Source organism: Leptothoe spongobia TAU-MAC 1115 (genome assembly GCF_018739885.1).
Taxonomy (GTDB): Bacteria; Cyanobacteriota; Cyanobacteriia; order Phormidesmidales; family Phormidesmidaceae; genus Leptothoe; species Leptothoe spongobia.
Genome location: NZ_JADOES010000025.1, coordinates 33,210 through 48,674 on the forward strand (window position 1 = coordinate 33,210; position 15,465 = coordinate 48,674).

General features: G+C 47.3%; 12 protein-coding genes. 6 read left to right on the forward strand and 6 right to left on the reverse strand.

The window, feature by feature from the left end; all coding sequences use genetic code 11:
* Window positions 1–87: 87 nt before the first annotated feature.
* Both sppA and fni read right to left on the reverse strand, forming a co-directional pair.
* A complete protein-coding gene (gene sppA, locus IXB50_RS13335; RefSeq protein ID WP_215609473.1) occupies window positions 88–1,914 on the reverse strand; it encodes a signal peptide peptidase SppA in 1,827 nt (608 codons plus the stop codon).
* A 36-nt stretch (window positions 1,915–1,950) separates the two neighbouring features.
* Window positions 1,951–3,012: a type 2 isopentenyl-diphosphate Delta-isomerase gene (gene fni / locus IXB50_RS13340; protein WP_215609474.1), complete on the reverse strand. Its 1,062-nt coding sequence runs from the start codon at window positions 3,010–3,012 to the stop codon at window positions 1,951–1,953.
* A gap of 768 nt (window positions 3,013–3,780) precedes the next feature.
* Between fni and IXB50_RS13345 the strand changes: the two genes are divergently transcribed.
* The 3 genes from IXB50_RS13345 to IXB50_RS13355 all read left to right on the forward strand — a co-directional run bounded on the left by IXB50_RS13345 (window position 3,781) and on the right by IXB50_RS13355 (window position 9,178).
* Window positions 3,781–5,241 carry a carbohydrate porin gene (locus tag IXB50_RS13345; protein ID WP_215609475.1) on the forward strand — a complete coding sequence of 487 codons (1,461 nt, stop codon included), beginning with the start codon at window positions 3,781–3,783 and terminating at the stop codon, window positions 5,239–5,241.
* 82 nt (window positions 5,242–5,323) lie between these two features.
* A complete protein-coding gene (locus tag IXB50_RS13350; protein WP_215609476.1) occupies window positions 5,324–7,585 on the forward strand; it encodes a tetratricopeptide repeat protein in 2,262 nt (753 codons plus the stop codon).
* Between the two features lie 303 nt (window positions 7,586–7,888).
* Window positions 7,889–9,178, forward strand: coding sequence for a glycosyl hydrolase family 8 (locus IXB50_RS13355; RefSeq protein ID WP_215609477.1), 1,290 nt, complete (start codon window positions 7,889–7,891; stop codon window positions 9,176–9,178).
* A gap of 15 nt (window positions 9,179–9,193) precedes the next feature.
* Here the strand turns inward: IXB50_RS13355 and pyrR are convergent, their stop codons facing one another.
* Both pyrR and IXB50_RS13365 read right to left on the reverse strand, forming a co-directional pair.
* Window positions 9,194–9,733, reverse strand: coding sequence for a bifunctional pyr operon transcriptional regulator/uracil phosphoribosyltransferase PyrR (gene pyrR, locus IXB50_RS13360; RefSeq protein ID WP_215609499.1), 540 nt, complete (start codon window positions 9,731–9,733; stop codon window positions 9,194–9,196).
* A 62-nt stretch (window positions 9,734–9,795) separates the two neighbouring features.
* Complete coding sequence (locus IXB50_RS13365) at window positions 9,796–10,227, reverse strand: Rrf2 family transcriptional regulator (protein ID WP_215609478.1); 432 nt, start codon at window positions 10,225–10,227, stop codon at window positions 9,796–9,798.
* 583 nt (window positions 10,228–10,810) lie between these two features.
* On the opposite strand from IXB50_RS13365, the gene IXB50_RS13370 reads away from it, so the two are divergent.
* Together IXB50_RS13370 and IXB50_RS13375 are read left to right on the forward strand one after the other, a co-directional pair.
* Window positions 10,811–11,218 carry an AbrB family transcriptional regulator gene (locus IXB50_RS13370; RefSeq protein WP_215609479.1) on the forward strand — a complete coding sequence of 136 codons (408 nt, stop codon included), beginning with the start codon at window positions 10,811–10,813 and terminating at the stop codon, window positions 11,216–11,218.
* Between the two features lie 59 nt (window positions 11,219–11,277).
* Complete coding sequence (locus tag IXB50_RS13375; protein ID WP_215609480.1) at window positions 11,278–12,795, forward strand: hypothetical protein; 1,518 nt, start codon at window positions 11,278–11,280, stop codon at window positions 12,793–12,795.
* Here the strand turns inward: IXB50_RS13375 and IXB50_RS13380 are convergent.
* Window positions 12,767–14,089, reverse strand: coding sequence for a GAF domain-containing sensor histidine kinase (locus tag IXB50_RS13380; RefSeq protein ID WP_215609481.1), 1,323 nt, complete (start codon window positions 14,087–14,089; stop codon window positions 12,767–12,769). The genes IXB50_RS13375 and IXB50_RS13380 overlap by 29 nt on opposite strands.
* 288 nt (window positions 14,090–14,377) lie before the next feature.
* Here IXB50_RS13380 and IXB50_RS13385 point away from each other — a divergent pair, with 288 nt between their 5' ends.
* Window positions 14,378–14,683, forward strand: coding sequence for a DUF3155 domain-containing protein (locus IXB50_RS13385; protein WP_036018428.1), 306 nt, complete (start codon window positions 14,378–14,380; stop codon window positions 14,681–14,683).
* Window positions 14,684–14,898: 215 nt separating this feature from the next.
* Here IXB50_RS13385 and IXB50_RS13390 read toward each other — a convergent pair whose 3' ends face one another.
* Window positions 14,899–15,417 carry a cofactor assembly of complex C subunit B gene (locus IXB50_RS13390; RefSeq protein WP_215609482.1) on the reverse strand — a complete coding sequence of 173 codons (519 nt, stop codon included), beginning with the start codon at window positions 15,415–15,417 and terminating at the stop codon, window positions 14,899–14,901.
* Between the last annotated feature and the right edge of the window lie 48 nt (window positions 15,418–15,465).

Consider the following 15,465-nt stretch of genomic DNA (forward strand, 5'->3'; position numbering starts at 1 on the left):
CTAGGGGAATTCCTGGGCTAATGCTCTTTTTATGTCAATTCTTACGGCTCCAACGTTAGCGCCAAAGGCATTGTCAGGTTTTGCGGTTTATTCAATTTCTGTTGTGAACGGCAGTCGCATATACATACCCTGAGGATCGTTGAGGGTTTTTAGCAGACTCAACTCTTCTCGTAGTTTCATTGCTTCTTGGGAAATGGGATCCTGAGCCCAGGGCAATTTTGCAACAATACCTGCGCCAAAGAGGCTATCGAGAATTTGTTCTTCCAGGCTAGGGGGCTTAGGTAGTTCTTCCACCTGCCAATCTTCTAGTTCGGCGGCGGCAGCGGCAGCGTTAATGGCCTCATTGAGGCCGCCCATTTGGTCAACTAGATTGGCGCTTGCGGCATCGGTCCCCGACCATACCCGGCCTTGGGCCACCTGATTGATCGTTTCCTTGGGTGTTTCGCGTCCTTCGGCGACCAGGGTTAAAAAGCGATCGTACAAAGTATTGACAAACCCCTGTTGGAGCTTCAGTTCTGCTTCACTTTGGGGGCGACTGACGGTATCGATATCGGCTAGCTTGGCGGTTTTGATAACATCCCAGGTAACGCCGTTACGATTGGCGATTTCTTTGAAGTTTAGCCGTAGACCGTACACACCGATGGAGCCTGTAACTGTGGCGGGAGTGGCAAAGATCTGGTCGCCAGGAGCTGAAATCATATAGCCTCCGGAAGCGGCATAATTGCCCATGGAGACGATGACGGGCTTCTCTGCGGCTAAAAGTTCTACCTCACGGGCAATGATTTCAGAGGCAATGGCACTCCCCCCCGGACTATTCACCCTTAGCACCACGGCTTGAATATCCTCATCATTACGGGCCTGACGCAATGTCTCTGATAGACCACCAGAGGTGATCAATCCAGGGGGGGAGCCCTCACCATCAACGATTTCGCCATTGGCATAGATAACGGCAACGGTGTCTTTGCTGCCAAAGATATTGGTATCTAAGGTTTGGCTATAGCGATAAAGGCTGATCTGAGTAAAATCATCCTCATCTTCATCCCATTTTTCATCGGTTTGGTCTGTCAGTTCCCGTAGCTCAGACAGCACATCATCATAAAAGGCAATATTATCAATCAGTCCAGCAGACTTGGCTTCGGCGGCAGGGAGCAATCCTTGATTCTCAGCAATGGCTTGAATGGCGTCTGGGTTTTTGCCTCTTGCCTCACTGGTTGTGGTTAAAAATTCTTGCCATAGGTCAGTCAACAATGCTTGGGTCTGCTGCTTTTCCTCGGGACTGCTGGTGGTACGGGTGAAGGGTTCAATGGCGGATTTGTAGCGACCTGCCCGCAGGACTTGTACACCTATGCCATATTTACTGAGGGCTCCGGCTAGAAACTGAATCTCTGCTCGAAAGCCGTTAAGCTCCATTACGCCTGCTGGATTGAGATACAGGGAATCTGCCACAGATGCTAGATAATAGTCCCGCTCACTCCAAATGGCGTTGTTGGCGAGTACTGGTTTACCTGAGTCGGTTTTAAATTTTTCTAGGGCTGCTCGTACCTCTTTGAGGGTGGCAAATCCGGCATTGGTGTTGCCGGTGAGGTAAATGCCGGTGATATTGTCATCGGTGGCAGCTGCTTCTAGGGCTTGGAGAGCGCTGTGTAGAGAAATGGCTCGATAGGTGTTGCCATAGAGGGTTTCTTCTAACACCACACTAGGCCCAGAATAGGGAACCGCATCAACAATATCGGTGGCCAGATCAAACACTAAAACTGAATTTTTTTTGACTTCAGGTTCAGTTTCGGTGGCAGCTGAGTTAATAAAAAAGCCTGCCAGCCCTAATGCACCCACACCGAGTAGGGCGACTAAGCTGAATAGACCAACTAGGGTGCCCAGTGCACTGGCAGCCGCATATTTAAGAAAGTCTCGCATGGTGTGGGTGGAGAAAGATGGGTGGTTGATTCTAGTTTAAGGTATATGCTGGAGTACCTGGGCCTGCTTGAGGTCCTTAAGGTTTCCTTGGCCAGTACAGAATAGAGCAGTCTTGAGTTCGGCAATCAGGATATCGCTCAGGGTGTCGAGGGCGGCCTCAGAATGATCGGCGGCTTTGAGAAAAGGTAAAGCCATGCCAGCAATATCTGCGCCGAGGGCTAGGGTTTTGGCGACATCTAAACCGTTACGTAGACCGCCGGATGCAATCAGGGGTATTTTGGGTGCGATCGCACGTATGCCAACAATACACTCAGCCGTCGGCATGCCCCAATCCGAAAACGTTTGCCCCAAACGTCGCTGTTTGACATCTTCAGCTCGTTCACTTTCCACCCGTGCCCAGGATGTCCCCCCAGCTCCGGCGGTATCGATGGCTGAGATACCTATATTAATTAGCTTTTGAGCCAGATCACCTGAGATGCCATTACCGACTTCCTTGGCAATGATCGGTATCGGTAACTGAGCACAGAGGGTTTCAATCTTGGCCATCAGGCCGCTAAAGTCTGTATCCCCTCGGGTTTGGACACATTCTTGTAGCGGATTTAGGTGCAAAATCAGTGCATCGGCCTCTAGCCAGTCCACCACCCGTTGACAGTGCTCCAGACCATAGCTGTAGTTTAATTGTACGGCACCCAGGTTAGCGAATAGCAAGGCATTAGGGGCATAGTGCCGCACATTAAATGTGTTTGCCAATTCAGGTCTTTCGACGGCCACTCGCTGGGAACCCACCCCCATGGCTAACCCAAACTTCTGAGCTGTGACCGCCAAACGCTGGTTGATCAAGCGCGCCTGTTCTGTACCACCTGTCATTGAGGAAATTAGCAAAGGGGTGCGTAGAGCTTTGTCCAGAAACGTAGTGCTAATATCCACCTGGTCGTAGCTCAGCTCAGGTAGCCCACAGTGGATAAAGCGATAGTTTTCCAGACCAGTGGTGATCTGACGGCATTGGACATCATCTTCCAGGCAAATACGTAGATGGTCCGCTTTGCGATCCTGGATGGTAGCAGGGGTGCTCTCATCCAAGCTAATGGTTTGGGCCACGGCGTACTCTCAATATTTTTATTGGTTTTTACCTTATCTAAGGTACGCTCTCGCCTGAATCAGTCATCGTTAGTCAATGTTTATTCACGCTGCGGGTCGGAAAAATCACCAGGACCCAAGACCATGCACTGACGCACACATTACTCAAGATTCTAGGCCTAATGCCTAATTTTGAACTGCCTATCGCCTTTCCCAGGATTTATGAAGGGCCAATAAAGTAATTGATGTACAGAAGTTAGAGTATGTAGTTTTTAAATTAAGCAGACTAAGGGTTTGAGCAAATCTTGGAACAAGATGATTAATTAATCATCTTGTTATTCCAGGGTAATGATGACGATTTGACCCGATGGGATAACTATGGTGTGAATACCGATGGTAACTCTGTCCGTCAAGCGCTCATGTAGTGATGCGGTGCGAGGGTAAAAGCCGTTGCTGATTTAGAGGATGAACCGATCTGTTAGAAAGGCCATGTACCGGCATCTTGCAGATGAAATCATCATTTGGAGCAGCAACGCCGGATAAAACCTATCTAGAAAATTGCTGTTGCTGATTTATGAGGATGAACCGATCTATTAAAAATGCCATATGACGGCATCTTTCAGATGAAATCATCCCGAGGCTCAGCAACGCCAGAAAAAATTAGCGGTTACTGATTTAGGCGGATGTGTTGGCTGGGAATGTTGCTACTTGCGAATGTTCCAGCGCTTAATGCACATCGGCGATCGGTGACAAACATACTTAAACACGAACATTTTATTGGAAAGGACTATGAGGGATATCGCTAGGAATTTTCAGGCACTGCCGCTGGTGTCTTGGATGGTATGGATAGCCATGGCGGTAATTGCAGCTCCAGTGATGGCCTTACCGACAGAGAGTATTTTTGAGGATTTAGATTCTGAAAGTATTAGACTGGTTGCCTCTAAATTTGAGGAAATAGCTCAGCAATCTGAGTTTGAGGATCCTGCAGCAGTAGATTCTGCCGATATCATCATCAAATTAACTGATCCTGAAGATGACGCTTTAGCTGATGACGCTAACGAGGCTACTGTTGAGACTGCTAACGATGCCGCTGCTGGTGCCGCTGAAACAGACCCAGCTTTCTTGGTGCAAGAAGACTCCAGCGAGTTGGCGAGTCCCTCAGATCCCTTTTTCTTTGATGAAAATTCCGTTGAAGCTCCTGGGGAAGGTGTGCTTGCGCCCCTATCGGAGACAGAGGAGTTGCCAGATGGTATAGCGGAAGGAGAAGCTGAACTGGACGATGCTCCCCTGACACCTCCTCAGCTAAGGCTTCAGACTGCGGCTATTCAAGAAGGGGATGACTTTTCAGCGCGAGCGCGGGTATACGGTCACTATTTTCTTCGGTCCAATGTGGCCGTTGTCGGTGCTGTTGATTTGTCCACTGGCAATGCCTTTTCGGATACAGACTCCACTGGTTTCAATATTAGTGAGCTCTTTGTGGTTGCTTCTCCCCCTAATGCCCCTGAGCTGCGAGGTGCGGTGGGACTGATCGAGCTGACGTCATTTTTTGACCGCAATAGTTTTGCTAAAGACAGTCTGACCCACTTTATTAATCCTGTGTTTCAGACAAACCCTGCCCTGGCTACTACACAGCTTGAGTCTCAGCCTGCGGCGTTACTTCACTGGCGACCCATTGATGAGGTGATTCTTAAGGCGGCGGCGTTTTCGTCCGGTGGATTTGATGACTTAGATTTTGATGCTGTTGCTGGTGAAATTGGTGTCAATCTTGGCAATTTGATTGTACGCGGCACCTATGTCAGTGCTACTGATGATGGTGATCGTGACGGTATTCCCGAGAGTTTCCAGATAAACCGCAATGGGGTATTTGGACCCCAGGAGGGTGACCGGGAGGTTTCCTATGGTATCAACGCCGAATGGTTTATTCCCGAACTTAATGCCGGATTGTTTGGCCGCTATGGGTATCACAGAAACTCTGACTTAGATATTTCGGGAGATACCTATAGTTTTGGTGTGAACTTTCTGGACCTATTTATTGATGACGATCGCTTTGGCATTGGTTACGGTCGTCAGCTCAGCGATGACGATCGCCGCCAGGGTGATCGCCCTGATGTATTGGAAACGTTTTACGATATTCGGCTGGCACCGAATGCACGAGCTGCCATTAGTTGGCAGCTGCGGGATGAATTTTCTGAGTCGGTATTGGGATTTCGCATTCGCGCCGACTGGGACTTATTAGAACTTTTTGATTGATTGGCATTGTTTGCCCCATATAAGGGCGTTGGATGCAACGCCCCTACAAGAAATACATAGGAATATAGGAAGCATTCTTGTTATGAACTGGTATCGTCGTACGCTGGGCCTGTGTCTCAGCCTTAACCTACTGGCCTCTACTCCGCTGGTCCTGGCTCAACCGGTATTGGCCCAATTCCCAAATCTGGATAATCAGCCCACTCTGGTCCGTGAGGGCTATGCTCTATTTGAAAAAGGCTGGATTGATCCGGCTCTGGAAAAGTTTTTACAGGCGGTGCAACAGTACCCTAATTCTGTACCTGCCCAACTAGGTTTGGCTCGGTCCTATTTAAAACTTGGGCAGGATGCCAATGCATTTGAGGCATTTCGACGGCTAACGATTCTAGAGCCCACTAATGTTGAAGCTCTTGAAACATTGGGTTTGTTAGGTAGTTATCGCCCTGAGTGGCGTAATGTCGGGATTGATGCTCTTACGAATTTGTTGGAGCAGCCTGGATATGAGCGGAATGCTGAGGTGAGAGCCCAACGGGCCCTGCTTTTATTTTATCAAGGGCGTCTGCTCGAAGCTGTTGCTGATTACGATATTGCCCTGGAGCAGACACCCAGTCTATCTACTCAGATCGGCGCAGCCCAGGTATTTGCCTATGGTGGACGCTCTGGCCAATCCATCGAATTGTTTGAAAGTTATGTTAGCTCGGGACAAACTCTAAAAGTTTATGAGGCCCAGGCCTATAGCTTTGCTCTTCGTCAGCAGAATATGCCCAGTGCTGCCATTGATGTGTTGCAGCCATTTCTGGATGCTAATGGGAATCCCAATGAGCAGGCTCAGCTAAAGGCAGAGTTAGCGGCGTCCTATGCTGCCAATGGCCAGTATGAGCGTGGTCTGACGCTGCTCGATACCATTCAAGGACAGCCCTTGATGGTCGCTCGGGCACTTAGGGGCATGAGCTTCTACACCGATGCTCCTGAGGTCCAAACACGAGCCATTGCTGCCTATAGAGAAGTGTTGACCAGTTCAAGTTTGACGGTGGGCACTGCCCGTGAAGCGGCTGATGCTCTTAGTGTTTATCCCAGCAGTCGCCCCACAACGCTAGCTACCTATCGGCAGCTGGCGGCCCAATATCCTGATGACATCAGCCTTGATATACAGGCCAGTATTTGGGAGCGTCAGTTGGCCCAAATTTCGGCCCAGGAACTGCGGCAGCGGCTATTGACTGTCACATTGCCTGAGAATCCTACTCAGCTGCAGTACATTGCTAGCAGCTTAGCCAAGTTGGATCCTCCCGATGCTGAACTGGTACCATTTTATCAGGATGTGTTGGCAGCCACTTCAGCCGAACCCTTCCTACACTATCGTCTTGGGCAGATTTATCTTCAGCAAAATAAGCTAGAGCTGGCTCAAGAGCAGCTGCGATTGTATGCGGGAGATGATCCGGCTGTGCTTTTGTTTCAGGCTGAGCAAGCTCGTCGCCTGGACGATAGTGACACTAGTATCACTATCTATCAGCAGCTGATTAATGACCCGACTAGCAGTAATCAGGTTATGACCGGTGCATTACAGGGCTTAGCCGGTATCTACCAAGGCCAAGGGCGTTATACAGAGGCACTGGCCCTATATGAAGAAATCATTGCCCTCAATTCTGGCAACGATACCAAAATTCTGGGCCAGACTAGTTTGGCTTACCAGGGTAAGTTTATTTCGGTTGAAACGGCTGAATCTGTTTTAGATCAGTGGTTGACTACACATCCTGCCAACGAACAACCGCCTGAACTGTATAGCCTGGTCGGTGCGTTGCCCGCTGATCCTGACCGCAGTGGCCTCTATGAGTCTTTGTTGGCTGCAAACCCAGGTTCTCTGCTGATTCGTCAGCGGCAGATCCAAGTGCTAGCGATGACGGATCCCGATGCGGCGAATGAAGCGGCTGCTCAGCTGGTGGCTGATAACCCTGATGCTCCTGAGGTTTATTTGCTGCAAGGACAGATCGCCCAAGATACGGGTAAGCTATCTACGGCGTCCAGGGCCTACGAAACTCTGCTGGAGCGAAATCCTGAGCAATTTGATGCGATTGTAGGGTTGGCTGGTGTGCGATTCCAACAGCTGCGATATCAAGAGGCGCGTCGTTTGTATGATCAGGCGATTGAGATGGCCCCGGACGATCTCAATCTACGTCAGACTTCGATCAGTTTAACGGTGGCTCAAGATCGTCCTTTGCAGGCTTTGGAGGAAATCAATGCTTTGCAAAGTCAAGTGCCGTCCAGTATTGCCCTACAGCGTCAAGAAAGACTGATTAAAGAAGGCTTGCTGTTACATCGAGGCTTTCAGCCGGTTTGGGAGCGTTATTAATGTTTTTGGCATTTGGCTGTATGTGAAATTTTAGGTTTAACCCTGGAAGTGATTTAAGACATGGTTTAAACCGTTTCTATGCTTAGAACCGTAGGTTTTTGTAAGCAGAAGCCTACGGTTTTTTCATAGAGCATGGAGCTGATGTGACACTCAAAGGTCCTAATGCATCACCATCGCAGTCATAGAAAGCTGTGTCAGGATAGGACATATATGAATTTTGCCCATATCCAGAGCAGTTTTTTGGACTGCTGGTTTCAGTCTGGATATGGTTTATGACAAACCAGTTATGAGGATGGGACCACCATGGTGTCGAGAGAGGTTTTTAGATGGATGCGGCGTTGGGGCTGTCTGGTCTTGCTGGGACTGATGCTGAATATGGCCATTGTCAGTTGCTTAGCTCCGGTGCGATCGCAAGCGGCCTATGAATTACCCACTGAGCTGCCCTCAACAGTAAAGATTGCCATTGGTCCATCCCCCTTAAATCGCTCTTTTTTTGAAACCACCTGGGAAAACTATCGAGATCGCTTTATCCAAGCCGATGGTCGAGTGATTGACTGGGAAAATGATGATCAGCGCACCACCTCTGAAGGCCAGGCCTATGCCATGCTCCGCGCTGTGATCATTGATGACCCTGAAACGTTTGATCGAGTCTTGACCTGGGGCGAACAAAATCTGGCGCGTCGTGATGATGATGTCTTACTAGATCATCTATGGGCCTGGAAATGGGGACCTGATGCGACTCCAGGGGAGGCGAAGAAATGGGGGATTTTAGATCAAAACTTTGCCACCGATGCCGATATTGACGCGGCTACCGCATTAATTCTGGCATCCCGTCGTTGGAAAAAGCCTGCCTATCTAAATCTAGCCAAAACGAAACTCAATGATATTTGGGAGTTTTCCACGGCTGATATTACTTTAAAGGACGAGCTGTCTGGTCGCTACCTGTTACCTGGGCCCATCAGTGCATTCCATCCGTCGCCAGAGACCTGGTATCTAAATCCGTCCTATTTTGCTCCCTATGCCTTTCGGCTATTTGCCCAAGTAGATCGACGACGAGACTGGTTAGAGTTAGTCAATACTGGCTATAGGATGCTCGAAGAAAGCGCCCAACTATCGGAGCTAGGACTACCCAGTGATTGGGTCTTGCTCCACAACAAAAATCCCCACTATCGAAAGCTACCAGCTGATGCTCCCCTCAAAAGCCTGTATGGCTTTGATGCCTATCGTGTGTGGTGGCGAGTGGCGCTAGATCTGATTTGGTTTGAGTCTGCTCCAGCAGGACATTATCTGAACGATCATCTTTCAACTTTATTGGAACAGTGGGAACAGTCACAACAGTTGCCAGCTCAGATTGATCTGGCTGGTGAAGCCATGGTTGATTATGGAGCTACATCCCAATATGCCATGGTGTATCAGGCTGCACGTCATCTGGATGCTGGTATAGCAGAGTCTATTCTGAAAAATAAGCTGACACTGGTAAATCCTGATGCTTTTTGGGATGGCGATTCTGCCTATTACACCCAAAACTTAGCTTGGTTGGGTTTATATCCCCCAGAGTGGATATCAAAAGTCTGGCTAAGTGCTGCGAGATGAGCTGTAGCAGGCCATCTAAACTGGTTTTAGTAACTCTACCGTATCCTTCTCATCTAAGGGCATCAGCTGTACATTGACCAGTTCCTCACGGGCCGTGGGTAAGTCTCTACCGATAAAGTCGGGATGAATCGGTAACTGGCGATGTCCTCGATCGATCAGGACAGCTAGGCGGATCAAATTGGGCCGACCATAGTCAATCACGGCATTAAGAGCAGCCCGAATAGTACGACCACTAAAAATAACATCGTCTACGAGCACCACTTTTTTGTCAGTAAGATCGCAGGGCATTTCACTCTTCGCCGGAGTACGGGTGCCGATTTTATCGAGATCGTCTCGATAAAAAGTAATGTCTAGCTCCCCGACGGGTACTTGGATGCCTTCAAGGCGTTCCATTTGTTGGGCGATGGTATGAGCTAAGGGGACACCACGGGTATGGATGCCGACTAAGACTAAGTCGGCTAGGTGGTCGGTCCGTTCAATGATTTCAGAGGCCAAACGGTTTAGCGTACGGCGAATCGCCTCTGCAGAGAGAATTTCAACTACCTGATCGGCCATAGTGTAAGGCGAGAAGTGGTGTGGTTTATTAACCATAACTAAGAGTCAACACTTGACAAGCCCTAAACCATAAAGTTTGTGTCTTCACCTTGGGCCGCTTGCCAACTGCGGGCGTCGTAGTAGAGCTCTTCAAGGGAAATGCTGTAGAGTGATTCTCTCAGTTTTTCCTGTAGTCTTCGCCACAGGGTGAGGGTGACCCAATCTTCTGCTTTTGCTGGGGTAGTGAGTTCCAAAAGACTGATGGGTTCTCCTACAGCATCTAAAATTTGACCTAGGTAAATTTGATTTGGAGATTTGGCTAATCGATAGCCTCCCCGTGCTCCTCGTACTGATTCGACTAACCCTGATCGACGTAGTTGAATTAGTAATTTCTCTAGATAGGGTGCGGGCAAATTTTGTCGTTGGGCAATCAGTTTAACCGGTGTTAAATGGGGGTGCAAACTGAGATCAAGCATCGCTTTTACACTGTAATGTCCGCGAGTTGTAAGTTTCATGGTTGGGGCGGATACTCAACCGAGTTTAAGCTTTAGAAATAGACTTAATCTAGCTCTAGGTCAATAGGATAAGCCGGGGAGAAACAGAGGACAATTAACATAAGAAGCTTTCATAATGGTCAGACTCTAGGGAATTTACGAAGTAAATCAACAGGTAAATCAACTCTTAATACAATTATCAAGAAATAAATTCAAACAGTGCGCACAAAAGTATTTTAATCATGTATGATTCTGCTCGTTATCTATTCACGACTAATAGATAATGTTTAGGTAATAGTGATGGGTGAGGAGCTTCAACTTTCTGAAGCAATAGCTTTAAAGAGTTTTGAAGCAAAATAAATGGGGCATTACTCATGGATACCTTCCCAGATATCTATGGATTAATTTTGGTTATTGCTGATCCTTGATATAGATTCTGTATGAGGTGTTGAGCAATAAACTGCGTTCACATTCAGAACTATAGTTTTTCGTAGGAAGACTTAGGGATTATTGTGATGCTGTTTAGCGGTCACAACAGCCAGAGGCATTTCTTAAATCAGTGATGACAATTTTTCAAATGTGTTCATGTTAGAGATGTGGGTGAATGGCTAAACTGTCAAATTCAAATCCATTAACTGGTAAGACACTACTTAAGAAAGTTAAAGACTTAGAGCATCTCTCTAGAGAGGAAAAAGCTAAAGCCTGTGGCTATTACACGGTGACAAAGAATGATGTTGTCCGTGTGAACATGATGAAATTTATGAATGCGCTGATTGATGCTGAAGGCATTCAATTAGATAGTATTCAAACGGGTAATGGTCGCGGTGGGCGTAGTGCTAGCTATCGAATTACTGTGCAATCGAACGGTAATTTATTGATTGGTGCCGCTTATACAAAGCAGATGGGTTTAAAGCCTGGCGATGAGTTTGAAATATCTTTGGGGCGTAAGCACATTCGCCTGAAGCAGCTAAATGTTGATGGTGATGACGATACTGATGATGCCGATGAGTAAGCAATAGGTATCATGTCATCGTTGGTTGACTGAATTTTTAGCTTTAATTCAGAAAAATTATGGGGTTGCCAGTAGTTTTAGATATTGCCTTAGGGCTGATGTTTGTTTACATGGCCCTGGGTTTGATTGCTAGCGAGGCTCAGGAAATTGTTAGCACCATGCTGCAGTGGCGGGCTGAACATCTCAAGTATTCGATTGAGCAGTTGCTAGCAGGTGGTCAGTCTGCTGATCGACGAGCGGCACGCAGGTTGGCTGATCAGATCTACAACAGTCCGATGGTGCGTGATTTAAATTACGAGGCTCAGGGGGTGATTGCCCGTTCAGCTCGACAAATCATTCATGTTGTTGGTCGTATTTATCGGTTGCTAAGCCGCACTCGCAATGTGTTTGGTGATCAAACCTCTGGTCCTTCTTACATACCGTCAGAAGCATTTGCTACCACATTGCTGGAATCCTTACAGTTGGAAGGGTTGCAAAAGTCGGTGGTAGAAGTGCGCCTCAAACGGTTGCTGCAGGAACGTATTATGCTGCCTTTAGGGGATACTCTCCATACGTTACGGGCGGCCATTGGTGATGGTGCTCTGCTGGATGTGGAGCTGCGCAATCTGGAGGCTTCCCTAGAAAAAATATTTTTAGACTATCGGACCGGTCGGACTGGCTTGGCTCAAATTGCCGATCGAGTATTAGCGGAGCTTGATCATTTTGCTGATCAAGGGGCGCAGATTTTGCCTGAGAGCTATGGGGCTACCCAGGCATTTATCAGACGGTTGGGGTATTTGCGATCGCAGCTAGCAGGCGGCATGGATATGTCCGAAGGGCTAGTGCGGCAGCTGCAGCCTACTCTTAAAGAATTGTTAGCATTGATAAATTCCAGCGATCGCAATGAACGTTCTGGTGAACTTGCTTCTGTACGCCAAAGCCTTGAAGGTAAATTACCGTTGCGATTGAAGGAAAGTCTTAGCCTAATAGCTGAGCGCGTTACCCGTAGAACCGGCAGAGCAGACGATCAACTCAAGGTGTTCCAGCAAGAATTGGAACAATGGTATGACCGGGGAATGGATCGTGCCGGTGGGGTGTATCGTCGAAATTCCAAAATCGTCGGTATTTTGATCGGTATTGCCATTGCAGCGATTGTCAATGCTGATACGTTTTACATGGCCAATCGCTTAACTGTGAATCAAGCTGTACGTACTAGTGTTATCCAAACCATTGATCAAGTCCCGCTAGAGACAATGCTGTCTCAAAGTGATGACGCTAATTCTAATAACACTGGTTTAAGTGCCCTGAGTGATGATCTGCAAGACCTGGGTAATGCGGTACAAACCACACTGTCAGACTACTCGCTACCCATAGGACGTTCCCCTAAATTGCTAGCTACCCAAGCTGTCCTAGAAGCAGATTGGGCTTTACCCATACCCCGACGCTGGTTTGGATGGGGCTTAACGGGTATTGCCGTTTCTATGGGGTCAAGTTTTTGGTTTGATGCCTTACGTCGTGTCATGTCAGTACGTACGTCAGGTTCTAAGCCTACTCGTACATCAGCCACAGCTAATGATGAGTCGTCGGTAACCAGATAATAAAGACCGTACCAATGCTGTCCATAGGCTCCAGATACTGATGCAAGGGGACAGGCAACCAGGGTGGTTGACTTGCACCAACCATAAGAGGACTAATCAGCTCTATTTTTCCTCCCATTTGGGTAATTAGGTCTTTGGCAATTGCTAGCCCTAAACCTGTCCCTGCAATGTTTCCCTGAGCCTGGACACCTCGATAGTTGCGTTCAAATAAACGCGCCTGGTCTGCTGTGGGAATACCAGGACCACTATCACCAACAACTATGCCACTATAATTTTCCCGAGTTAATTCCCCTAAAAGCCAAACCCATGAGTGGGAGGGAGCATACTTAAATGCATTGTCCAGCAAGTTAGCAACAACTTCTTGTAATGCCTGGGCATCAATTGTTACTAACGCCTGGGAAAAACTATTGAGGGGAGAATGCCAAAATTTTCGGTGACGTTCGCTGGCTGCGGCTACTGTGACTGTAATTAAGGGTTCCAGCACATTTCCCAAAAACTGAGGGGTAAGTTCCAATGAGCGACCTAATGCTGGTAGCAGTGGCTTGTGCTCAGTTGTACTATTGCTTTCCGGGAGTAATGGCGGATTGATGGCCTTACCGATATCAGCATCACCGATATCAACAGCTGCATCAAAATCAGTCACCAATTCTTTTAACCGCTGGCTTTCACGTACAATGCCATCAGCAAGTCTATAGTTAGGGTCTTCCTGGGAAAGGCGACGAAGCATCAATTTGCCGAAGGTGCCGATGGCGGTTAGAGGATTGCGAAACTGATGTAATAAGTTATGAAAAACCTCCGATTGTTCCCCTTGTAAGGTCTGTTTGCTTTTTAGTCGCTGGTGTAGCCATTGATTTTGCTGGTCTAAGAAACAGCCAACAGCTAGGCTGACCGACATCGTTTGCAAGTATTGCCGCTCGCTTGCTTGCCAAGGTCGATCTGAACGCAAGATGACCAGAACACCCAGAACAATTTCCTGGTGGATTAATGGCAATACCAACCGCTCTACTGCTGAATTAATGTCTGGATTGGAACGTGTTGTATCAGTTAGCTTTCCAGCCGATAAGGTATCTATGGTCATGCCCGATGCAGGCAACGCCCCCCGCTGGATCATCGGATTCAATAGCTCGTTGAGATCGGCAAATTCTGGAACTTGAGCGATGGGGACCAAAATGGGCTCAGATTCGGCATCGACACCTAGGGTTAGATAAATAACAGACGATATATCACCGAATGTGCGATGTAAAAGTTCCAGGTGAGCCTGACATAGATCTACTAATTCGGCGCTGGCTGGCATGGTCTTGCCTTGAATCGGTCAATGGAGCAATGATTTGAGTATTTCCCTAATCCGGATAAAATTTTCTAAACTTTAACTTTTATCAAGATAATCAAAAAACTTGTAAGTCCTTGTATAGCTTCCAATTTTTAAGATGGATGCTTCAAGCACACTTTCAATGGATACCCCACAATTTTAAGAGAAGTTGAAAATCTAAGGCACAACCGATATACTTTGCTGGGTTAAGTGTTTTTGTAACTATCAATACACGAATCCGCTATTCAAATTATGCATGGGAGGTCAAGCAACTTGGCACGAAGACGCAAGCGTAAAAGTCGTCGTCGCCTTGAAGGGCGTCGTATTTTAGAATCAGTTCCTCAATACAGCATTGAGAGCGGCGAGGCAAAGCCTGTAACTGCTGCTCGGAATTTTATCCACTCTGAAGGGATTCAACCACCTGCTGTCTTGCTAGTTAAACGTAACGAGCATACCACCGACCGGTACTTTTGGGCAGAAAAGGGGTTGTTCGGTGCCCAGTATGTTGAGGAGAATCATTTCTTATTCCCTAGCCTTCGTGCATTGATTGGTGAAGAAGAAGAAGCGGTTCTAGGCTAAAAAGACAGGTTAAGTGCATTTACAGCACTTAACCTGTTCAAACAAAACCTATAAAAGATTACCAGGGAGGCGTGACATTTGTGCCTCCCTTTTTAGTCGGTATTTCTTGATTACTTTGCGCTCACTAAAAAATATATGGCTATATCAGTGGTTCGAAAACTCACACCAGTGCTTGTATACTGCCTTGCTAAATTTGCTGCAGTCTTCGTCCGGTTCTAGCTAAAAGGTTTCTGAGTCCTAAACTGAATAATTTCATCCCGATGCCCGCGTATGGTTAACTTACAGCTACCGTTGATTTCATGAATGCGAAATGAAATTTCTTCTTCGCGCTTAGCCCGTTTCCAATAGAGGATGGCAACTGTCGGAGATAGTAAAACTAAGGCAAAGAAAATCACACCATAGCTTTTGAACAGGGTAGCTAATACCAAGGCAAAGCATAAAAGTGCCACAGCTGCTAGAAAAGTGAGAAAAATAGCTAGAAAAACACTGGGTCTGACTAAGCCAACCAGCTTGACTGAGGAATCACCTTCTGAGTCTGCATCATTTTCTAACAGACGATATGCACGATTTTCAAAGTAGTCAATTAACCGTTGGTGTAATACCTCTGGGGATTGATCGCTCGAAAATTCAGCAATTTCGGTACGATCTTTGGTAGATGCCTTAATAAAAAAGAACAACCCAACTCCTAACAACATCGTTAGAAAAAAGGTTGACTGACTGACTGCACTTTCCACAAAAGCTATCCTTAGCTAATTAAAACAACAACTACTGAAGTCACATTG

Coding starts and splice junctions, on each gene's coding strand:
- IXB50_RS13345 (WP_215609475.1), top strand. CDS start 3,781: ATGAGGGATATCGCTAGGAATTTTCAGGCACTGCCGCTGGTGTCTTGG.
- IXB50_RS13350 (WP_215609476.1), top strand. CDS start 5,324: ATGAACTGGTATCGTCGTACGCTGGGCCTGTGTCTCAGCCTTAACCTA.
- IXB50_RS13370 (WP_215609479.1), top strand. CDS start 10,811: ATGGCTAAACTGTCAAATTCAAATCCATTAACTGGTAAGACACTACTT.
- IXB50_RS13375 (WP_215609480.1), top strand. CDS start 11,278: ATGGGGTTGCCAGTAGTTTTAGATATTGCCTTAGGGCTGATGTTTGTT.
- pyrR (WP_215609499.1), bottom strand. CDS start 9,733: ATGGCCGATCAGGTAGTTGAAATTCTCTCTGCAGAGGCGATTCGCCGT.
- IXB50_RS13355 (WP_215609477.1), top strand. CDS start 7,889: ATGGTGTCGAGAGAGGTTTTTAGATGGATGCGGCGTTGGGGCTGTCTG.
- IXB50_RS13380 (WP_215609481.1), bottom strand. CDS start 14,089: ATGCCAGCCAGCGCCGAATTAGTAGATCTATGTCAGGCTCACCTGGAA.
- sppA (WP_215609473.1), bottom strand. CDS start 1,914: ATGCGAGACTTTCTTAAATATGCGGCTGCCAGTGCACTGGGCACCCTA.
- IXB50_RS13365 (WP_215609478.1), bottom strand. CDS start 10,227: ATGAAACTTACAACTCGCGGACATTACAGTGTAAAAGCGATGCTTGAT.